Annotated in this window: 15 protein-coding genes and 1 pseudogene; 3 read left to right on the top strand and 13 right to left on the bottom strand. The window is 34.9% G+C overall.

What is annotated here, in order from left to right; translation table 11 throughout:
- The first annotated feature begins 78 nt into the window (after positions 1 to 78).
- A complete protein-coding gene (locus BOQ64_RS20955; RefSeq protein ID WP_228448503.1) occupies positions 79 to 939 on the top strand; it encodes a hypothetical protein in 861 nt (286 codons plus the stop codon).
- Between the two features lie 120 nt (positions 940 to 1,059).
- Positions 1,060 to 1,917: a DUF4822 domain-containing protein gene (locus BOQ64_RS20950; RefSeq protein WP_129058688.1), complete on the top strand. Its 858-nt coding sequence runs from the start codon at positions 1,060 to 1,062 to the stop codon at positions 1,915 to 1,917.
- A gap of 63 nt (positions 1,918 to 1,980) precedes the next feature.
- Here BOQ64_RS20950 and BOQ64_RS24630 read toward each other — a convergent pair whose 3' ends face one another.
- From BOQ64_RS24630 to BOQ64_RS20895, 12 genes and pseudogenes are all read right to left on the bottom strand, one after another.
- Positions 1,981 to 2,541: an MBL fold metallo-hydrolase gene (locus BOQ64_RS24630; RefSeq protein ID WP_262708786.1), complete on the bottom strand. Its 561-nt coding sequence runs from the start codon at positions 2,539 to 2,541 to the stop codon at positions 1,981 to 1,983.
- A complete protein-coding gene (locus BOQ64_RS24625) occupies positions 2,457 to 3,026 on the bottom strand; it encodes an MBL fold metallo-hydrolase (protein WP_262708785.1) in 570 nt (189 codons plus the stop codon). Before BOQ64_RS24625 ends, BOQ64_RS24630 begins: the two co-directional genes overlap by 85 nt.
- Before the next feature lie 10 nt (positions 3,027 to 3,036).
- On the bottom strand, positions 3,037 to 4,617 hold the full coding sequence (locus BOQ64_RS20940; RefSeq protein ID WP_129058686.1) for a Na+/H+ antiporter: 1,581 nt from the start codon (positions 4,615 to 4,617) through the stop codon (positions 3,037 to 3,039).
- A gap of 226 nt (positions 4,618 to 4,843) precedes the next feature.
- The gene (locus BOQ64_RS20935; protein ID WP_129058685.1) at positions 4,844 to 5,767 is read right to left on the bottom strand and encodes an alpha/beta hydrolase; all 924 of its coding nucleotides are present in this window, start codon (positions 5,765 to 5,767) and stop codon (positions 4,844 to 4,846) included.
- A gap of 493 nt (positions 5,768 to 6,260) precedes the next feature.
- Positions 6,261 to 7,127 (bottom strand): helix-turn-helix domain-containing protein, encoded by an 867-nt coding sequence (locus BOQ64_RS20930; RefSeq protein ID WP_129058684.1) that lies wholly within the window; start codon positions 7,125 to 7,127, stop codon positions 6,261 to 6,263.
- A gap of 96 nt (positions 7,128 to 7,223) precedes the next feature.
- The gene (locus BOQ64_RS20925; protein ID WP_129058683.1) at positions 7,224 to 7,919 is read right to left on the bottom strand and encodes a hypothetical protein; all 696 of its coding nucleotides are present in this window, start codon (positions 7,917 to 7,919) and stop codon (positions 7,224 to 7,226) included.
- A gap of 91 nt (positions 7,920 to 8,010) precedes the next feature.
- Positions 8,011 to 9,764 (bottom strand): annotated as a pseudogene (locus BOQ64_RS20920) (alkaline phosphatase D family protein).
- A gap of 153 nt (positions 9,765 to 9,917) precedes the next feature.
- Positions 9,918 to 10,700, bottom strand: a complete 783-nt coding sequence (locus BOQ64_RS20915) for a DUF5694 domain-containing protein (protein ID WP_129058682.1) — start codon at positions 10,698 to 10,700, stop codon at positions 9,918 to 9,920.
- A 522-nt stretch (positions 10,701 to 11,222) separates the two neighbouring features.
- The gene (locus tag BOQ64_RS20910; RefSeq protein WP_129058681.1) at positions 11,223 to 11,522 is read right to left on the bottom strand and encodes a hypothetical protein; all 300 of its coding nucleotides are present in this window, start codon (positions 11,520 to 11,522) and stop codon (positions 11,223 to 11,225) included.
- Between the two features lie 3 nt (positions 11,523 to 11,525).
- Entirely contained in the window at positions 11,526 to 11,705 is a 180-nt protein-coding gene (locus BOQ64_RS20905) for a hypothetical protein (RefSeq protein WP_129058680.1), read from the bottom strand.
- A gap of 246 nt (positions 11,706 to 11,951) precedes the next feature.
- Positions 11,952 to 12,380 (bottom strand): hypothetical protein, encoded by a 429-nt coding sequence (locus BOQ64_RS20900; RefSeq protein WP_129058679.1) that lies wholly within the window; start codon positions 12,378 to 12,380, stop codon positions 11,952 to 11,954.
- 486 nt (positions 12,381 to 12,866) lie between these two features.
- A complete protein-coding gene (locus BOQ64_RS20895; RefSeq protein WP_129058678.1) occupies positions 12,867 to 13,331 on the bottom strand; it encodes a hypothetical protein in 465 nt (154 codons plus the stop codon).
- A gap of 149 nt (positions 13,332 to 13,480) precedes the next feature.
- On the opposite strand from BOQ64_RS20895, the gene BOQ64_RS20890 reads away from it, so the two are divergent.
- Positions 13,481 to 13,717, top strand: a complete 237-nt coding sequence (locus BOQ64_RS20890; protein ID WP_129058677.1) for a helix-turn-helix domain-containing protein — start codon at positions 13,481 to 13,483, stop codon at positions 13,715 to 13,717.
- Between the two features lie 287 nt (positions 13,718 to 14,004).
- On the opposite strand, the gene BOQ64_RS20885 is transcribed toward BOQ64_RS20890, so the two are convergent.
- Positions 14,005 to 14,454: a RadC family protein gene (locus BOQ64_RS20885; RefSeq protein WP_129058676.1), complete on the bottom strand. Its 450-nt coding sequence runs from the start codon at positions 14,452 to 14,454 to the stop codon at positions 14,005 to 14,007.
- Between the last annotated feature and the right edge of the window lie 162 nt (positions 14,455 to 14,616).

Below are 14,616 nucleotides of genomic sequence, written 5' to 3'. Positions count from 1 at the left end.
AAACTTCAGCTTTAAAATATAGCAAATAATTGCCTGTACAGAAGGTTTATTGTACTTTTAAGGCAAATGCACCACGTCATGAAAATACCTTATCAGTTTTCCATTATGATACTCTTTTTTTCTTTCTGCCTGTTCTTTCAAAGTTGTGAAAGTAAAGGAAAAGAGAAGATTGGGGATATTTTTAGTGTAAAAAAGGAAACAGTAAAGCTGAAAAATGTGGATAACTTTGATAAGAATACCCAAACAATCCATGTTTTGGTTGCTTTATGTGATAATAAATACCAGGGAATTGTTCCGGTTCCTGAAAAAATAGGAAATGGTCAGGATCCCAACCAGAATTTGTATTGGGGAGCAGCTTATGGAATCAGGACTTACTTCAAAAAGAGCAAGGAATGGAAATTTTTAAAATCTGAAAAAAAGGATTCAATAAGAATGGAAAGGCTTGTTTTTCAACATACATCCAAGAAAAACTACTATCTGGTTGCAGATTCTTATGATGGTGAGTATATTAAAAGCTGTACGAAAGATTTTTTCTACAGCAGTTCGGGACAGATGAAAGATGTACTTTCCGTTAATAACACCAAAATCGGACTTTACGGAAATGCTAAACTTGTTTCCTATGTAGGCCATGATGGATTAATGGATTTCCAGTTGTCGGAATCCTTCAAAAACACAGATAAAAAAGCTAGAGACTGCATCATCTTAGCCTGTTACAGTAAGAAATTCTTTTCACCTTTATTACAGGAAACCAAGGCTAATCCTTTGGTATGGACCAGCCATCTGATGGCTCCTGAGGCTTATATTCTTCATGATGCTTTAACGGGATATATCAATAATGAATCTGGTGAACAGATCAGAAGCCGGGCGGCACTGGCTTATTCAAAATACCAGAAATGCAGTGTAAAAGCGGCTAGAAATCTTTTGGTGACAGGCTGGTAATATCATATTATTTAATTTATCAGAATATCTGTTATATTTTTTACAACAAAAGAGATATTTTATACAAAGTTTCTGAGATGTATTCGGGATAAGTTTGCAAAGACTTAAAAAATACCCCTTATGAATACACTGAAAAAATTATGTTATCTGTCTGCAGCGATATTTTTATCTGCTTCTTTCGTTTCATGTTCCAGCGATGACAACGAAATTGTGATTGAACAGCAGACTCCCTCACAGGTTCTGGCTTCCACTCCATGGGAAACTACAGGAGCTAAGGATAAAAATGGTGCTAATGTAGCGTTAACAGATGCCAGCGTTGCTGGATATGTAGGGTTTGCTTACTTTAAAGCAGACGGCAGTTTTGCCATTTACAACTTAACTGATGTATTGAGATCAAGAGGAACATGGTCTGTAGATGCTCAGGGAAAAACGAGAACGATTACCGCTTTAAACCCGGATGCAACAACCATTTTTAAACGTGATGTTGAAATTCTTGTATTAAACAGAAATGAATTCACATACAGAATCCGTCCTAATGCTGCTGACCAATCTATTTATTATGACATTATCCATACAAGAACGGCTCATGCAGAACCTAAAAACGGACAGCTTACATTAGCTTCTACTCCATGGAAAACTACAGGTGCTAAAAATAACAGCGGAAATGATGTAGATTTGAGCAATGCCAGTGTAGCAGGTTATGTAGGATATTCTTACTTCAAAGCTAATGGAACTTTTAAAATTTTCGGCTTAAATGATGTTCTAAGATCTCAGGGAAATTGGTCTATCTCTCCCGATGGAAAGACAAGAACTCTTGTTGCTTTAGATGCAAGCGGAAATGTAATTTTCACCCGTACTGTTGAAATTCTTGTACTGAACGAAACTACGTTTACTTACAGAATTACTCCGGATGCAGCCCAACCAACTGTATTTTACGATATCATTCATACTAAGGATTCTCACAAGGAACCTCAGTAATGATTATTTTTTTGATAATAAAGAAAACCTGCTCATTATGGGCAGGTTTTTAAGTTTCTTTTCTTACCAATATTCTTCCCACCATTTTTTCCAGGTTACATTTTCTAGCTGGTCCAAATCTACTTTTTCACCTATAACGGGTAAAGTAATGGGCTGATTGTGATCTTCTGCATTTTTAGCAGCCAGTTCCACAGGTTCAAACCAGGCATGCTGAGCCAACTTGAATTTTGAATGGTGCACTGGAATAAAGTTTTTTGCTTTTAATTCTTTCACTTCTCCTATAAGCTGATCCGGTAGTGTATGAATGTAGGGCCACTTTTCGTTGTATTGCCCACATTCCATTACTGCAAGATCAAACGGGCCATACTTTTCTCCAATTTCTGTAAAATGGTTTCCGTAACCGCTGTCACCGCCTAAAAACAGATTTTTAGTGGGTGTTTTCAGAACAAAAGAGGTCCAAAGTGAAATATTCCTGTTCAGTAACCTTCCGGAGAAGTGTCTTGCCGGAGTAAGCGTAATTCTGAAACCTTCTGCAATATCTATACTTTCCCACCAGTTTTTTCGATGATCTTTTCCGATTTCCAGCCCCAGTATTCGAAATGCTGTCCTGTTCCCAGTCCACAAATTACTTTTCCTACTCTGTTTTTCAGTTCCTGTACCGTTTTATAATCTAAATGATCCCAATGATCGTGAGAGATCAACAGGAAGTCTATATCCGGCATATGTTCCGGCTTATAATAATCTGCTCCTGGAAACGCTTTTATGGATCCTGGCATTGGAGAGGCATTTCCACTGAAGACAGGGTCTATCAAAAATTTCTTTCCGTCAACCTGTATAAAATACGAGCTATGCCCGAACCATACCAATACATTTTCTTCAGGAGAAAGTTTTTTCAAATCGGTAATCACAAATGGAAGGGCAGACTTTGGAGATGTATTTTCCACTTTGCACAAGCTGTTAAGGAGTGCTTTGGTCATACTTTCTCCTTCCAATAGAGCTGGTGTGATGAGTATATTCTGGAATTTCCCGTTATTATAATTGGAAAGCGTACTGAAGTATTCCTTTCTTTTTTCATCAGGAAACTGTCCGAGCTGTTTTACTAAATTCATTTTTTATTCTTTACATTCTCAGCCTTTCTTCTTCAAGATCCAGCCTTGTTAAATAATGTCTTATATATTCTTCGTCAATATTTGGATTCCGTCTGTTTTCTTCCCGAAGCCAGATGCGTTGCTGTTCCAAGGTTTCAAAGTAGATTTCTTTGGCTTCATCTGTAAGTTTATGTACAGAATCTTCTCTATCTTCCTGCTCCCAGCGGTCCATCAATTTATTGAAATATTCATTTTCACTTCTTCTTTCTTTATAATTTTCATTAAGATAGCTGAAGGCTACCCGGCGCATTTCTTTTCTTAAAAAGTGTTCTGATTCTTCTTCAGACAGATATCCACCACCAGTATCTGATACATTAAGCTTTGTAATGAGTGCCGGTAATGTAAGCCCCTGAATGATAAGAGTGGCTAGAATCACAATAAAGGTAATAAAGAGAATGAGATCACGATGGGGAAAAGGCTGCCCGTTATCCATTACCACAGGAATTGATAAGGCTGCAGCTAATGAAACTACTCCACGCATTCCGGTCCAGCTCATGAGTATCGGTGCTTTCATTCCTGGGTTTCTATCAGCTACATTAATGAAGTTTCGCATAATAAGGGTTACAAAGACCGCTCCAAAAGAGGATAAAAACCGTACAATAATGAGCACTGCTGTAATGAGTAATCCATATGTAACTGCATCAGAAAGGCTTATTCCTTCTTTGTCTAATCCTACCATAATCTCAGGAAGATCTAAACCAATCAACAGGAATACAATCCCATTAATCAGGAATACAAAGCTTTCCCATACATTGGAACCTTTGAGCCTTGATTCGGAAGTTCTGAAAATTTCATGCCTTCTAACGGAAAGAAACAATCCACCGGCTACTACAGCCAAAACACCGGATGAATGAACTTCTTCCGCAGCAATATACATCACATACGGAGCCACTAAACTGAGAATAGCATCCATATTGACATCTGTAGGAAATATTTTTTCAATTTTAAGAAATATAAAAGCGAGTACAACGCCTATTCCCAATCCTCCAAATACCATCCATCCAAAACTTACTACAGCATCCTGCCAGATAAACTGCCCGGTGGCTACAGCTACCATGGCAAATCTGAAAATGATCAGAGAGGAAGCATCATTAAAGAGACTTTCACCTTCTAAAACGGTAGATAAGTTTTTAGGAACTTTCACAAATTTTAAAATAGCTCCTGCACTCACAGCATCAGGTGGAGAAACAATTCCTCCCAGTACAAAACCTAGTGCTAAAGAGAATCCCGGAATATATGAATTGGCAACAAAGGCTACTGATATAGCGGTAAGAAATACTACAATAAAGGCAAAACTGGTAATGATCCGCCTCATTTTCCAGATTTCTTTCCATGAAACAGCAAAAGCAGCTTCATATAATAAGGGTGGTAAAAAAATGATAAATATAAGTTCAGGATCAATTTTTATAGGGGGAAGACCAGGAATAAAACTGATAAGAAGGCCGGCAATCACCAATATAATAGGATATGCAACTCTTAAACGGTTAGCCAGCATAATGGCTGCAATAATCACCAGAACCAGTCCCAGATAATAAATGAAATTTTCCACCATTTGTTTCTCAGTTAATTTTTAAACCAATTTATATATTTTTTGAGAAATATGATGTTTTTTTATCTGATTTTCAAACTTAACCGAAAAATATCTATAAGTGCCCAACTTCAAGGGTTTTCAATTATAAATTAAAAAAAGCTGTATCAAAAGCGTCAATCTGAGCACAGACCAGAATGGTAAAAACCTTTTTTTGACTTTTGATACAACCTCTTTCAGGTAAGTTTTATTAAGCTAATTTTTGTTGAAAAAATGGAACTAATTGGCCTACTGCTTCATTAACATAGTTTTCTCTGTCATATAAAGACATGTGGTTGGCTCCTTCAATAATATATTTTCTTTTGTCTGCAGAGGCAGCACGTTCAAGTAAATCATCACTCATCCAAGCGCTCCCCGCTACACTTCCTACAATGGCTAATAACGGTTGGGTAAAGAAAGCTTCTGCTTTATTGTAAGCATCATAAGAGATAATCTGAGTTAAGCTTCTTGCTGTTGCAAAACCTGGTGCTGTAGGATACTGGCAACGGTCTGTATGATAATATTCCCAAGCTTCTCTTAATTCTTCATTAGGTGCATCTTCTTCTCTCATTGGGGCTAATGGAATGGTCTGAACATCCGGATTGTTGGCATCTGCAGTTCTTGCATTGGAACCCGCCAATAAGTAAGGCAATGCATCTGCATCTTTTACATTGTTTTCCCACCCATTTCTGAACATAGATCCGATATTGACAGCGCTTACCATTCCCACTGCTTTAATTCTATGATCGTTGATGGCTGCATTAGCAGTATATCCTGCTCCTGCGCAAATTCCCATAGCTCCGATGTTTTCGGTATCTACATATGGAAGTGTTGTTAAATAATCGATCACTGCACTTACATCTTCTGTTCTGATATAAGGATTTTCCAATTGACGTGGCTCTCCTGTACTTTCTCCCTGATAAGAGGCATCATAAGCAATGGTTATGAAACCCTGCTCAGAAAGTTTTTTAGCATATAAACCTGCAGTCTGTTCTTTTACCCCTCCTCCTGGATGGGATACTACTACGGCAGGATATTTTTTGTCTGAATTAAAACCTTCCGGAAAATTGATAATTGCTGATAAGATAATCTCCTGAGCATTTCTGTTTTTAATACTGATTTTTTCCTGTGACATGACTTTGTATTTTATTTGTTATTTTTTGATAGATCAAAGGTAAAGCAAGAATTACTTTGAAAACGGAGACGCATTACCTGAAAACAGATACATTTTACTTTCCAAGTTCTGATTAATATAATTTTTTTGGGGGGGAAAATTTTGATATTGGATCGTTGTAAACCACCCCGTCAAAAATTCTTTGAATTTTTGCCACCCCTCCGGAGGAGGGGAATGATGAAAGACCTTTCTTATTGATTTTTGTGAAAGTATTCTGTAAGAGCCGCCTTATTACTTATTACTTATTACTTATTACTTATTACTTATTACTTATTACTTATTATCCCTAGCCCCGATAGTAACGGTTACCCCGCAACAAGGATTGGGGCACAAAAGGGTTTGAGCATTGGAGCATACTGGCGTGAGGAGTATGAGTGGATAGCGGGAAGAAGCTCCTGAAATAAGAAAGACAACTCATAGAGCTGCCTTTTAAATAATATGTTGAATGAATTACTTATTGATTTCTGAAAACTTTAGGTGAAAGCCCAGTCTTTTTCCGGAAGAATCTTGCGAAGTAGTTGGGATAATCGAAACCCAGGCTATAAGAGATTTCACTTACAGAAAGAGTTGTATTTTTAAGTTTATCCTTCGCCTGTTTTATAACATAGTCATGAATGTGGTCCAAAGGAGATTTCCCTGTAAAATGCTTGATAAGGTCTCCAAAATAATTGGGGGAAAGGTTACTTTTCTGTGCAAAATACGCTACGGAAGGAAGCCCGGCCAGATTTTCGTTTTCTACGAAGTAGTGGTCCAAGTTTTTATAAAATTCATCAATAACCCTGTGATAAATTTCACTTCTGGTATCAAACTGACGATCATAAAAATCTTTGACATAAGTAAGAATTAAATTAACGTAAGAAATAATAACCGTTCGCGAATAGTATTCTTTCTGAAATTCATTATTGGCTTTTCTGAAAAGATCCCACAAAATATTTTCTTCTTCTTTGGTAAGGAACAGAGCCTCATGATTATTATAGTGTACAAAACTGTAATCTTTGGCATATTTTTCAAGGTATTTGGCCCCCACCATGATACACAGTCCGGAAAATGGTGGAGCAATCTCCCACTCCAGTGTGTTTTGAGGGCAATCCACATACATATACGATGAGTCTGACTGATCTTCAAGAAGTGGATAGGATGTAAATTTCACTTCCATGGGTGGTTTAATCGCCAAAAGATAAAAATCAATGGTTACCGGCTCAGATTTCAGTCTGATATCATTCTGGGTTTCAAAATCTACAATGTGAAGGTCGTCACTTTTCAGTTGATCTACATTCAGATAGTGGCAAAATTCTGGAATATTTAATATTTTTATGCTCATTGTACAGGCTTTCAATAATGGGTAAAATTACAGATTTTGAGAGGTGTCATTATGATACATATTCAGGAAAAACAGAAACATTTTACTGTTTTCATTCTATTTCACAATCATTATTGTAATTAATGCCAGCAAGCCGCTTATCAATAATAAGATACTTGCTATAACAGCAATTTCCAGAATATGTTTCATATATCTTTTCCCATCAAATATAAATTTTTGTGGATGAATACTGAATTCCTCAAATACAAATGGATCTATTTTCAAATCCGGTCTGAAGCGGACAATTCCTTCTATAAATCTGGCCCGCAGAGCTCTTCCGTTTTTTATATAATGAGTACATCCAATATCTGTTCCATCAAACACTACCTTAGTTTCATTATGATCTATTCCTACAGCAAGGATCCATGTTTTCCTTTGCCTTGTGAGGTATACTTGATAGTCATCTGAAAGCAGAGACCGTCCCAACTGGCTGTAAAGAATGGCATCTACATTTCCGCTTTTTTTATAAAAGTGAATTCCTTTATCATCTACCATAATTTTTACGATGGCTATCCCTTTTCTTTTTCTGAAATATTGAAAAACCCTATACATGCCTACAGCCCAGACAGGATAATACAATACAGCAATAACAACAAGTACTTTTACATTCTCCGAAACTAAAAAAGGAAATAAAGCAATTGCTATAAACACAATCAATAACACTGCTGCTCCGAAAACATGTATGAGACAGGTCATTATCCAGCCAGGTTTGGAAACTAATGGTAAAAACTCTTTTCTAAAATCCTCTTGCATCTGTTCAAGATACGGAAAAAAATGAAAATAAAAAAGCCACAGTATTACCTGCAGCTCTGTACAAAATTGAAAATAAGATATGTTCTTAAAACTATGAGATGATATGTGTTTTTTCTGTAGTTGTATTATAAATTTCTGAGGTAACATTGTCTACAAATCTCCATTCTGCAAAGGATTCTCCTGCTGTAAACTTCACATGAAGATACCCTCTTTTATAAAGGTTAGCATATTCCAGATCATCAATAAGTGATGAAAATGCCTGAGCCAATGCAATTGCCTGACCAGGATCTGATGTGATTCCAAGATACCCCTCAAGACCCGGTGAAGAAACGGAACTACATGCTAACTCTGTTCCGATAACTTTCCCTTGTGCATTGGTAAGGGTTCCTAGCCATGCATTGTGGGTATCCCCAGCCAACACTACTACTTTTTTACCTGCAAGAATGGAGTACAGCTGTTCTCTTTCCATAAAATATCCGTCCCAGGCATCCAGATTATAAGGTAACGTTGTGGTAATTCGTGCAATTTCCTGCGGAGTAAGTGTGGGATCCTGAGCTTTGTGTCTGGCTTTTATAACCATCAGCTGGGCAATTGTATTCTGAAGTGCCTGCATGGTAGCCGGCTGTGCACTTCCAAGCTTTTTTATTTCTGCTAAAATCTTGTTAAGGAGCATCAGTAATTCTGCAGGAACCAGCATTTTGGTCATCAGAATCTGTTGTCCCAATACTTTCCATTTAGCAGTATCAGCATTGATCTGGGATCCTAACCACGACATTTGCTCGCTTCCAATCAGTTTCCTGTTAGAGTCTAAATAATCTGTCTTAAACTTCACCTGATCAAAATTTCCGGCATTATCAAGATAATCTGAGTATTCTAATTGCTTATCTCTGGCAATTACCCTAGTATCCATCATATAAAGGGAAAGAATATTTCCGAAATTGAAACTTCTGTAGATTCTAAGGTCTTTACCTGTTTTAAGAGGAATATATTCACTGTATGCCTGGAATGCTGCTTTTTTCTCAGTTCAAAACTACCTTCGTCAGGCTGATGGTTTTCTGCTCCGGATTTATAGGTATCATTTGCAAATTCATGGTCATCCCATACACAGATGAAAGGCTTTTTCTGATGAGCCAGCTGAAGGTTTTTGTCACCTCTGTACTGTCTGTATCTTTCTCTGTAATCGCTCAGGGTCAGGATTTCTTTCGCAGGTTTGTGCGCTCTTCCCAATTGGTTGGTATATGGATTGGTTCCGTATTGCCCCGGAGCATATTCATAGATGTAATCACCAAGGTGTACTACTACATCAGCCTCAGATTGAGCAACAGCCCCATATACATTGAAAAGTCCTGCAGGGAAATTAGAACATGATACCACTGCCATTTTCACATCATTTACAGAATCTGTTTTGGATGGTAATGTAATGGTTTCACCTGTTACACTAATTTCCTTGGTGGCAAGATTATAGAATCTATAATAATATTTGGTATTAGACGGAATATCCTGTACATCTATTGCCACTGTAAAATCATTAATAACTGAAGCACTTGCTTTACCCCGTCTTAAAACATTGGAAAAATTACTGTTTCTGCTTATTTCCCAAGTGATTTCAGAATCAATTCCTCCTGAATATCTTGTCCATAAAATTATTCCTGTTGCTGTAGGATCAAAACTGGCCACTCCGGTATCAAAACCAGAACTTTTAAGATTATCAGGAGCTGTTTCTCCTTCAGTAAAATGATCATCACTGCAACTTATAATTAAAGGTGCAATGAAAAGTCCGCCGGCTGCTAAGAGTGAATTTTTAAGAAACCGCCTTCTGTTAAGTAGATTGTTATTTTCCATCATTACTTTTTTTGCAAAGCAACGGTATCTGTGGAAGAAGGCTGTTAACTGAGTTTTAATTATTCTTTATGCTTTTTTTAAACATATGTTTAACATAGTATTTTTTATAGAATAACTAAAAATAAATTGAGAGGACTCATTGCCCTCTCAATTTATTTATTTTAGATATTCAAAAACATTTACAGACTGATATTTAGGACTCCGTTTTAAAAATTCACTAAAAAATGCGGCATGAGTAGCCCCGGAAATAATCAGGACTTTATCATTTCCCGAAAGCGGAATCTGATTAAGATTAGAATACATTCTCAGGTTTCTTCGGTAATATTTGGCTGCTTCATCCGCTCCCTCAAAATTATTTGCTGTACTTACATACGTTAAAATATCAGCATTAGCTGTAATCAGCTCCTGTAAAGTGGATTCTTTATTATAATCAATAAGTTTTTCTTTTACAGAAAGAGTTTCCTGCCTTCCAAATCCTTCAATAAAAGTGGTTATAAAATGTTTATAAGTGGCGTTATCTACTTGATTTTTAAGTTGTTCTCCTATTCTATAATTATAATTACCCGTTTCCTGCTCATCAATTCCGTATATTTTTTTCACGTTAGCTATTTTTGCAATCTGATAGGCAAGCAATGAAACTTCACCTTCATAAGCTGTTTTAAAGTTTTTATCCTTTAAGAAGTTCTGATAATCCTGCTGAATCTTTTCATTCATAGCTGGAATAAGCTCAACGCAAATAACTGTTGGTTTAAACTCTGCAAGCAGTTTTGCAATTTCTAAAACTTCTTTTTGGCTTTTCTCACTCTTCGGATCAAAACTAACCTTTGCCGCATCCGGTGTTTTTCCCATATGAAAGGTAGCAAAATTAAGTACCGCTATCTTTTGTGCTGATAACAACATACTCATCAAAAACCCACAAATAACACTTATTCTTTTCATGATTTTAATTTATGGTTCAAAAATAGAAACTAGCTTAAATGGAAACAACCTTATATCGACGAAACATAATATTTATCCGACGAAAGATTTAAAAAGTCTTCAAAGAACTCCTTTCTATTACACTAAAATAAAGGAAAAAATAGAGAAAGAGATCACCGTAAAAAGTGTTATGTATAAATAAAAAACCGCTCACATTATGTAAGCGGTTGATTTTCTGTGGTCCCACCTGGGCTCGAACCAAAGTACATCTGGGTTACACCCAGTATCCCTAACCTACTGAGCATACAATACATATGATTCAATTACTAATACTCTCTTTTTATGGCTATGCCTAAAACTATGCCTTTTCATCTAAAAAAAACTCCCAACATAACAGTAGTTAGTTATTAGTTAGTATTCTTCTTTAGATTTATATAATTCTTTATAGTATCACTTTGCCATATCTCCTTAGAACTCGAATCTTTGATGCTGAGCTTTCCTTCCCTATAACCTGCTTCAGTATCTAAATTCCAAATGTTATACTTATTCATAGTTTTTTTTTGTTTCATCCCTATTAAGTGTAGGAGTATGACCTATGAATATTTCTTTATGAGCTTCAAATATTCTGAATTCTTTTGGAAGCTGTTCTGTTTTATTATCCATAGCTAATTCCCATAGGGTTCTATCCCAATAGTATGTGTTAGGATTGTCATTTCCTAGACCACTATGAGAAGTGAATCCTGCATGAACACTGAGGAACCTATTCTTAGCAGACTCAAAGTTTTCAAATAAACCAAAGCATGAGTCTGTCTGGTTAATTTCATAAAGAACTACAAAAGACATATCTTAAAATTTATCTTCTTCTGTAAGTCTGACCTTTAAAGCAACAGCTATCTTTATTTTGTGATTTAGTTGTAATCTTTCAGCAAGGGTAAGCTCTCTTTCTTTTTCTACCTCTCTCATTTCCTTTATTTCTGCTAGTATCTTATCAAAATTAGCCCTTGAAATCTCAATTGAATGCCTCATCTCTATTTTTCAGATTTTCTTTTAATAAGCCAAAATATTAAAATGATAAGTCCATTAGGTATAAGGCTTCCTAAAATATAAGTTCCTGTCACATTAGGAGTTTCTCTTATCTGTGGAAATCTGATAAATAGGAATTGCAATGTACAAAGGATTGTTACAATCCAGAATACTGTTATCCAAGTTGAATTTTTCTTTTTCATAAGTTTGTTTTAACATTAGTTTATTTGATATTGTTTTGAATAGTTATTATTCTAGCATAGTATTGATGTAAGTAAATGAATTGGAAAAGTAAATCAGTCTAATTTCTTTACTAGCAGGAAAATAGATATTCCAATAGTTCACTTTTCTAGTCATAAACTTGTGTATGATAGTGCCATCAGTATGAATTTCAAGAGTGAATTCTGAGTCTAAAAACCTCTCTATTATGGCTTTATTAAGTCTATTATAGTAGATTTCTGATTTCTGATCAAACTCAAGGATCACAACTTCCAACAAATCCCAATAGAATATAAGTTCTGTTCTGTGAGGGGTGAAGTTTAGAAACTTTTTAACCTCACTTCCTACCCATAGATAACTACAATAAGAATTATCAGGAATGCTGTCTACTATACTCATTAGGCTCAGTTCCCAGTTGTCATATTGATAACCTATACGAAATGGTATTGTTAGTTTCATATTAGTGTTGAGATTAAAAAACCACCTGCTTTGAGGTGGTTTTACTTCTATTAATAATCTTCTAAAGGCTTTCAAGTAACTGAACTAGTTTTAAGGCATTAGCCTTACTATTCATTGGCAATGAGACTGAATTTTTACCATCTCCTTTGTACTTGACACATTCTGAGTCATCAATACACTCTACTGTAACAAAATACTTTGCATAGCTATAATATTTGTCATTATATTCATAGTAATAGCTAACTTTATTGAGAGGAAACCTAAAGCCATCAATATTAAGGATATTACTATTAGAATTATAAGTTATTATTTTGCCCAGCTTTGCAGGAGAGTTTTTTTATAGAAACTTTTTAAAGTTGCTAAATTAGATTGTGCATAAAATAAAGTATAGCATACTACTAGTAAGATTGATAATGTTTTTTTCATTTAAAATAAATTATTTATGGTTTTGAAGAATAAGAGTAGCTGTCATTATAGGGTATTTCATTAATCAGCATATTTCACTTTAGGCTGTGGGAACTTTTTAATGTACTCTTTTGCTTTGTCTGGCTCAATAATATCAAATGAGGCTTTCCCTGTTGTTAGCCCATAAGCTGGGCTGAGTCTTATGTAATAGGTCTTTCCCTCTTTTGCATTTACAGTAAAGAAATCTTTATTTTCAGTCTGATCTTTTCTTATTTTATTACCCTCAAAAGCTCCTTCTAAATTATATGTACCAGCATCTACATCCCAACACAGATAGTTCTTATAATCCAGTCTCCCAATCATGCTTCCATTAGATGATAAGGTGATATAATAATGACTTAATTTTCCTGTTGGTCTAATAACATAGATTCTAGCTTTATTAGAAGATACATCAGATTTTATATCTGGAAATTCTACATATTGAGAAGTCTGAGAGTATAAGTAAGTTGAACATACTAAGATGAATAATAGTAAAGTCTTTTTCATTGTTTTTAGTTTATTTTAATTAGCAAATTACTTGTAATTCTGTTCTATACATTACGGAAATCCATAAAGAGGTAAAATCCAATGTTGCCATATATGGCATTACAAACAGTAAATATATTTAATTCCTTTGACTTGACAAATATGACAAGTTGGAAAAATCAGAAATATTAAAATTAATTGGTAAAAGGATTAAAGAATTGAGAATTCAAAAAGGTATTTCTCAAGCAGATTTAGTGGGCAGAATGGAAGGTAATATTGATCCTACCAATATATCAAGAATTGAAGCAGGTAGGACTAATCCTACAGTAATTACTTTATACAGAATAGCAGAAGCTTTAGAAATTAAGCTTATTGATCTATTAAATATTGAAGCTTCTGAAAACTAAGATTTGGCTATTATGATTTGAGGGTTTTTTATAGTTTTTCTTTTTCCAATCTATTTTCCTTTTAATCTAGCACCTCTGAGTATCTATTTCATTACTTAAGAATTTCCTTTGTTAATCCAGCGTGCACTAGAATATCATAATTTAGCTATATTATATATGTAGTAGGATTAAGTTATTAGCTTTAAATTCAGATAGCTTAGGATAGTATTCAGCTCCTATGTGCGAATGTGAATAATATTAAAAAAAATTATTAGTCCTAGATTACATATAAAGAGAAATCCATATAACTACAATAACCCCTCATCAGAAAAACTAAAATAGCTTTCCTTTGAGATAATTAGATGGTCTAAAAGGTTTATTCCCATAACATCACAGGCTGACTTTAATTTCTTTGTAATATCTAAATCTGCTTTACTGGGTTTAAGATTTCCTGTAGGATGATTGTGAACTAAGATAATACCTGTTGCTATAGCTTTTAAAGCTACTGATAGTATTAATCTAATATCAACTATGCTAGATGAAATACCACCTTTAGATAAAGAATAACAGCCTAGTACCATAAGGGCATCATTGAGAAATATTACTTTCACTTCTTCCTGTATTTGAATAGTATTAAGGTTCCATAGATTCATAGCAATATCATAACTGTCATCACTGTTGCTTATTTTTTGTTCTGGATTTATATTATTGTTAGAATAAGAAACAAGTAATTCTGTAACTTTTACATTTGTTTTCATGTAAGGATTAAGGTTGTTAGTTAGTAAATGGGATGAGAATTGAAATGTCCATTCTGTGTAGAAGTATATAGTATTACCACACGATATGGACATTTTTATTATAGAAAAGAAAAAATACATCCAAAATTCTTAAACCCTATATATGGATTCAGGAAAAATGGA

Source organism: Chryseobacterium sp. CH25 (assembly GCF_004119455.1).
GTDB lineage: Bacteria > Bacteroidota > Bacteroidia > Flavobacteriales > Weeksellaceae > Chryseobacterium.
The sequence above is the reverse complement of the archived record's forward strand: the minus strand, read 5'-3'. Positions and strand labels throughout refer to the sequence as shown.

Bases quoted from the DNA above. Each gene is read 5' to 3' on its own strand.
- BOQ64_RS20955 (WP_228448503.1), top strand. From the start codon at position 79: ATGAAAATACCTTATCAGTTTTCCATTATGATACTCTTTTTTTCTTTC.
- BOQ64_RS20950 (WP_129058688.1), top strand. From the start codon at position 1,060: ATGAATACACTGAAAAAATTATGTTATCTGTCTGCAGCGATATTTTTA.
- BOQ64_RS24625 (WP_262708785.1), bottom strand. From the start codon at position 3,026: ATGAATTTAGTAAAACAGCTCGGACAGTTTCCTGATGAAAAAAGAAAG.
- BOQ64_RS20940 (WP_129058686.1), bottom strand. From the start codon at position 4,617: ATGGTGGAAAATTTCATTTATTATCTGGGACTGGTTCTGGTGATTATT.
- BOQ64_RS20935 (WP_129058685.1), bottom strand. From the start codon at position 5,767: ATGTCACAGGAAAAAATCAGTATTAAAAACAGAAATGCTCAGGAGATT.
- BOQ64_RS20930 (WP_129058684.1), bottom strand. From the start codon at position 7,127: ATGAGCATAAAAATATTAAATATTCCAGAATTTTGCCACTATCTGAAT.
- BOQ64_RS20925 (WP_129058683.1), bottom strand. From the start codon at position 7,919: ATGCAAGAGGATTTTAGAAAAGAGTTTTTACCATTAGTTTCCAAACCT.
- BOQ64_RS20915 (WP_129058682.1), bottom strand. From the start codon at position 10,700: ATGAAAAGAATAAGTGTTATTTGTGGGTTTTTGATGAGTATGTTGTTA.
- BOQ64_RS20910 (WP_129058681.1), bottom strand. From the start codon at position 11,522: ATGTCTTTTGTAGTTCTTTATGAAATTAACCAGACAGACTCATGCTTT.
- BOQ64_RS20905 (WP_129058680.1), bottom strand. From the start codon at position 11,705: ATGAGGCATTCAATTGAGATTTCAAGGGCTAATTTTGATAAGATACTA.
- BOQ64_RS20900 (WP_129058679.1), bottom strand. From the start codon at position 12,380: ATGAAACTAACAATACCATTTCGTATAGGTTATCAATATGACAACTGG.
- BOQ64_RS20895 (WP_129058678.1), bottom strand. From the start codon at position 13,331: ATGAAAAAGACTTTACTATTATTCATCTTAGTATGTTCAACTTACTTA.
- BOQ64_RS20885 (WP_129058676.1), bottom strand. From the start codon at position 14,454: ATGAAAACAAATGTAAAAGTTACAGAATTACTTGTTTCTTATTCTAAC.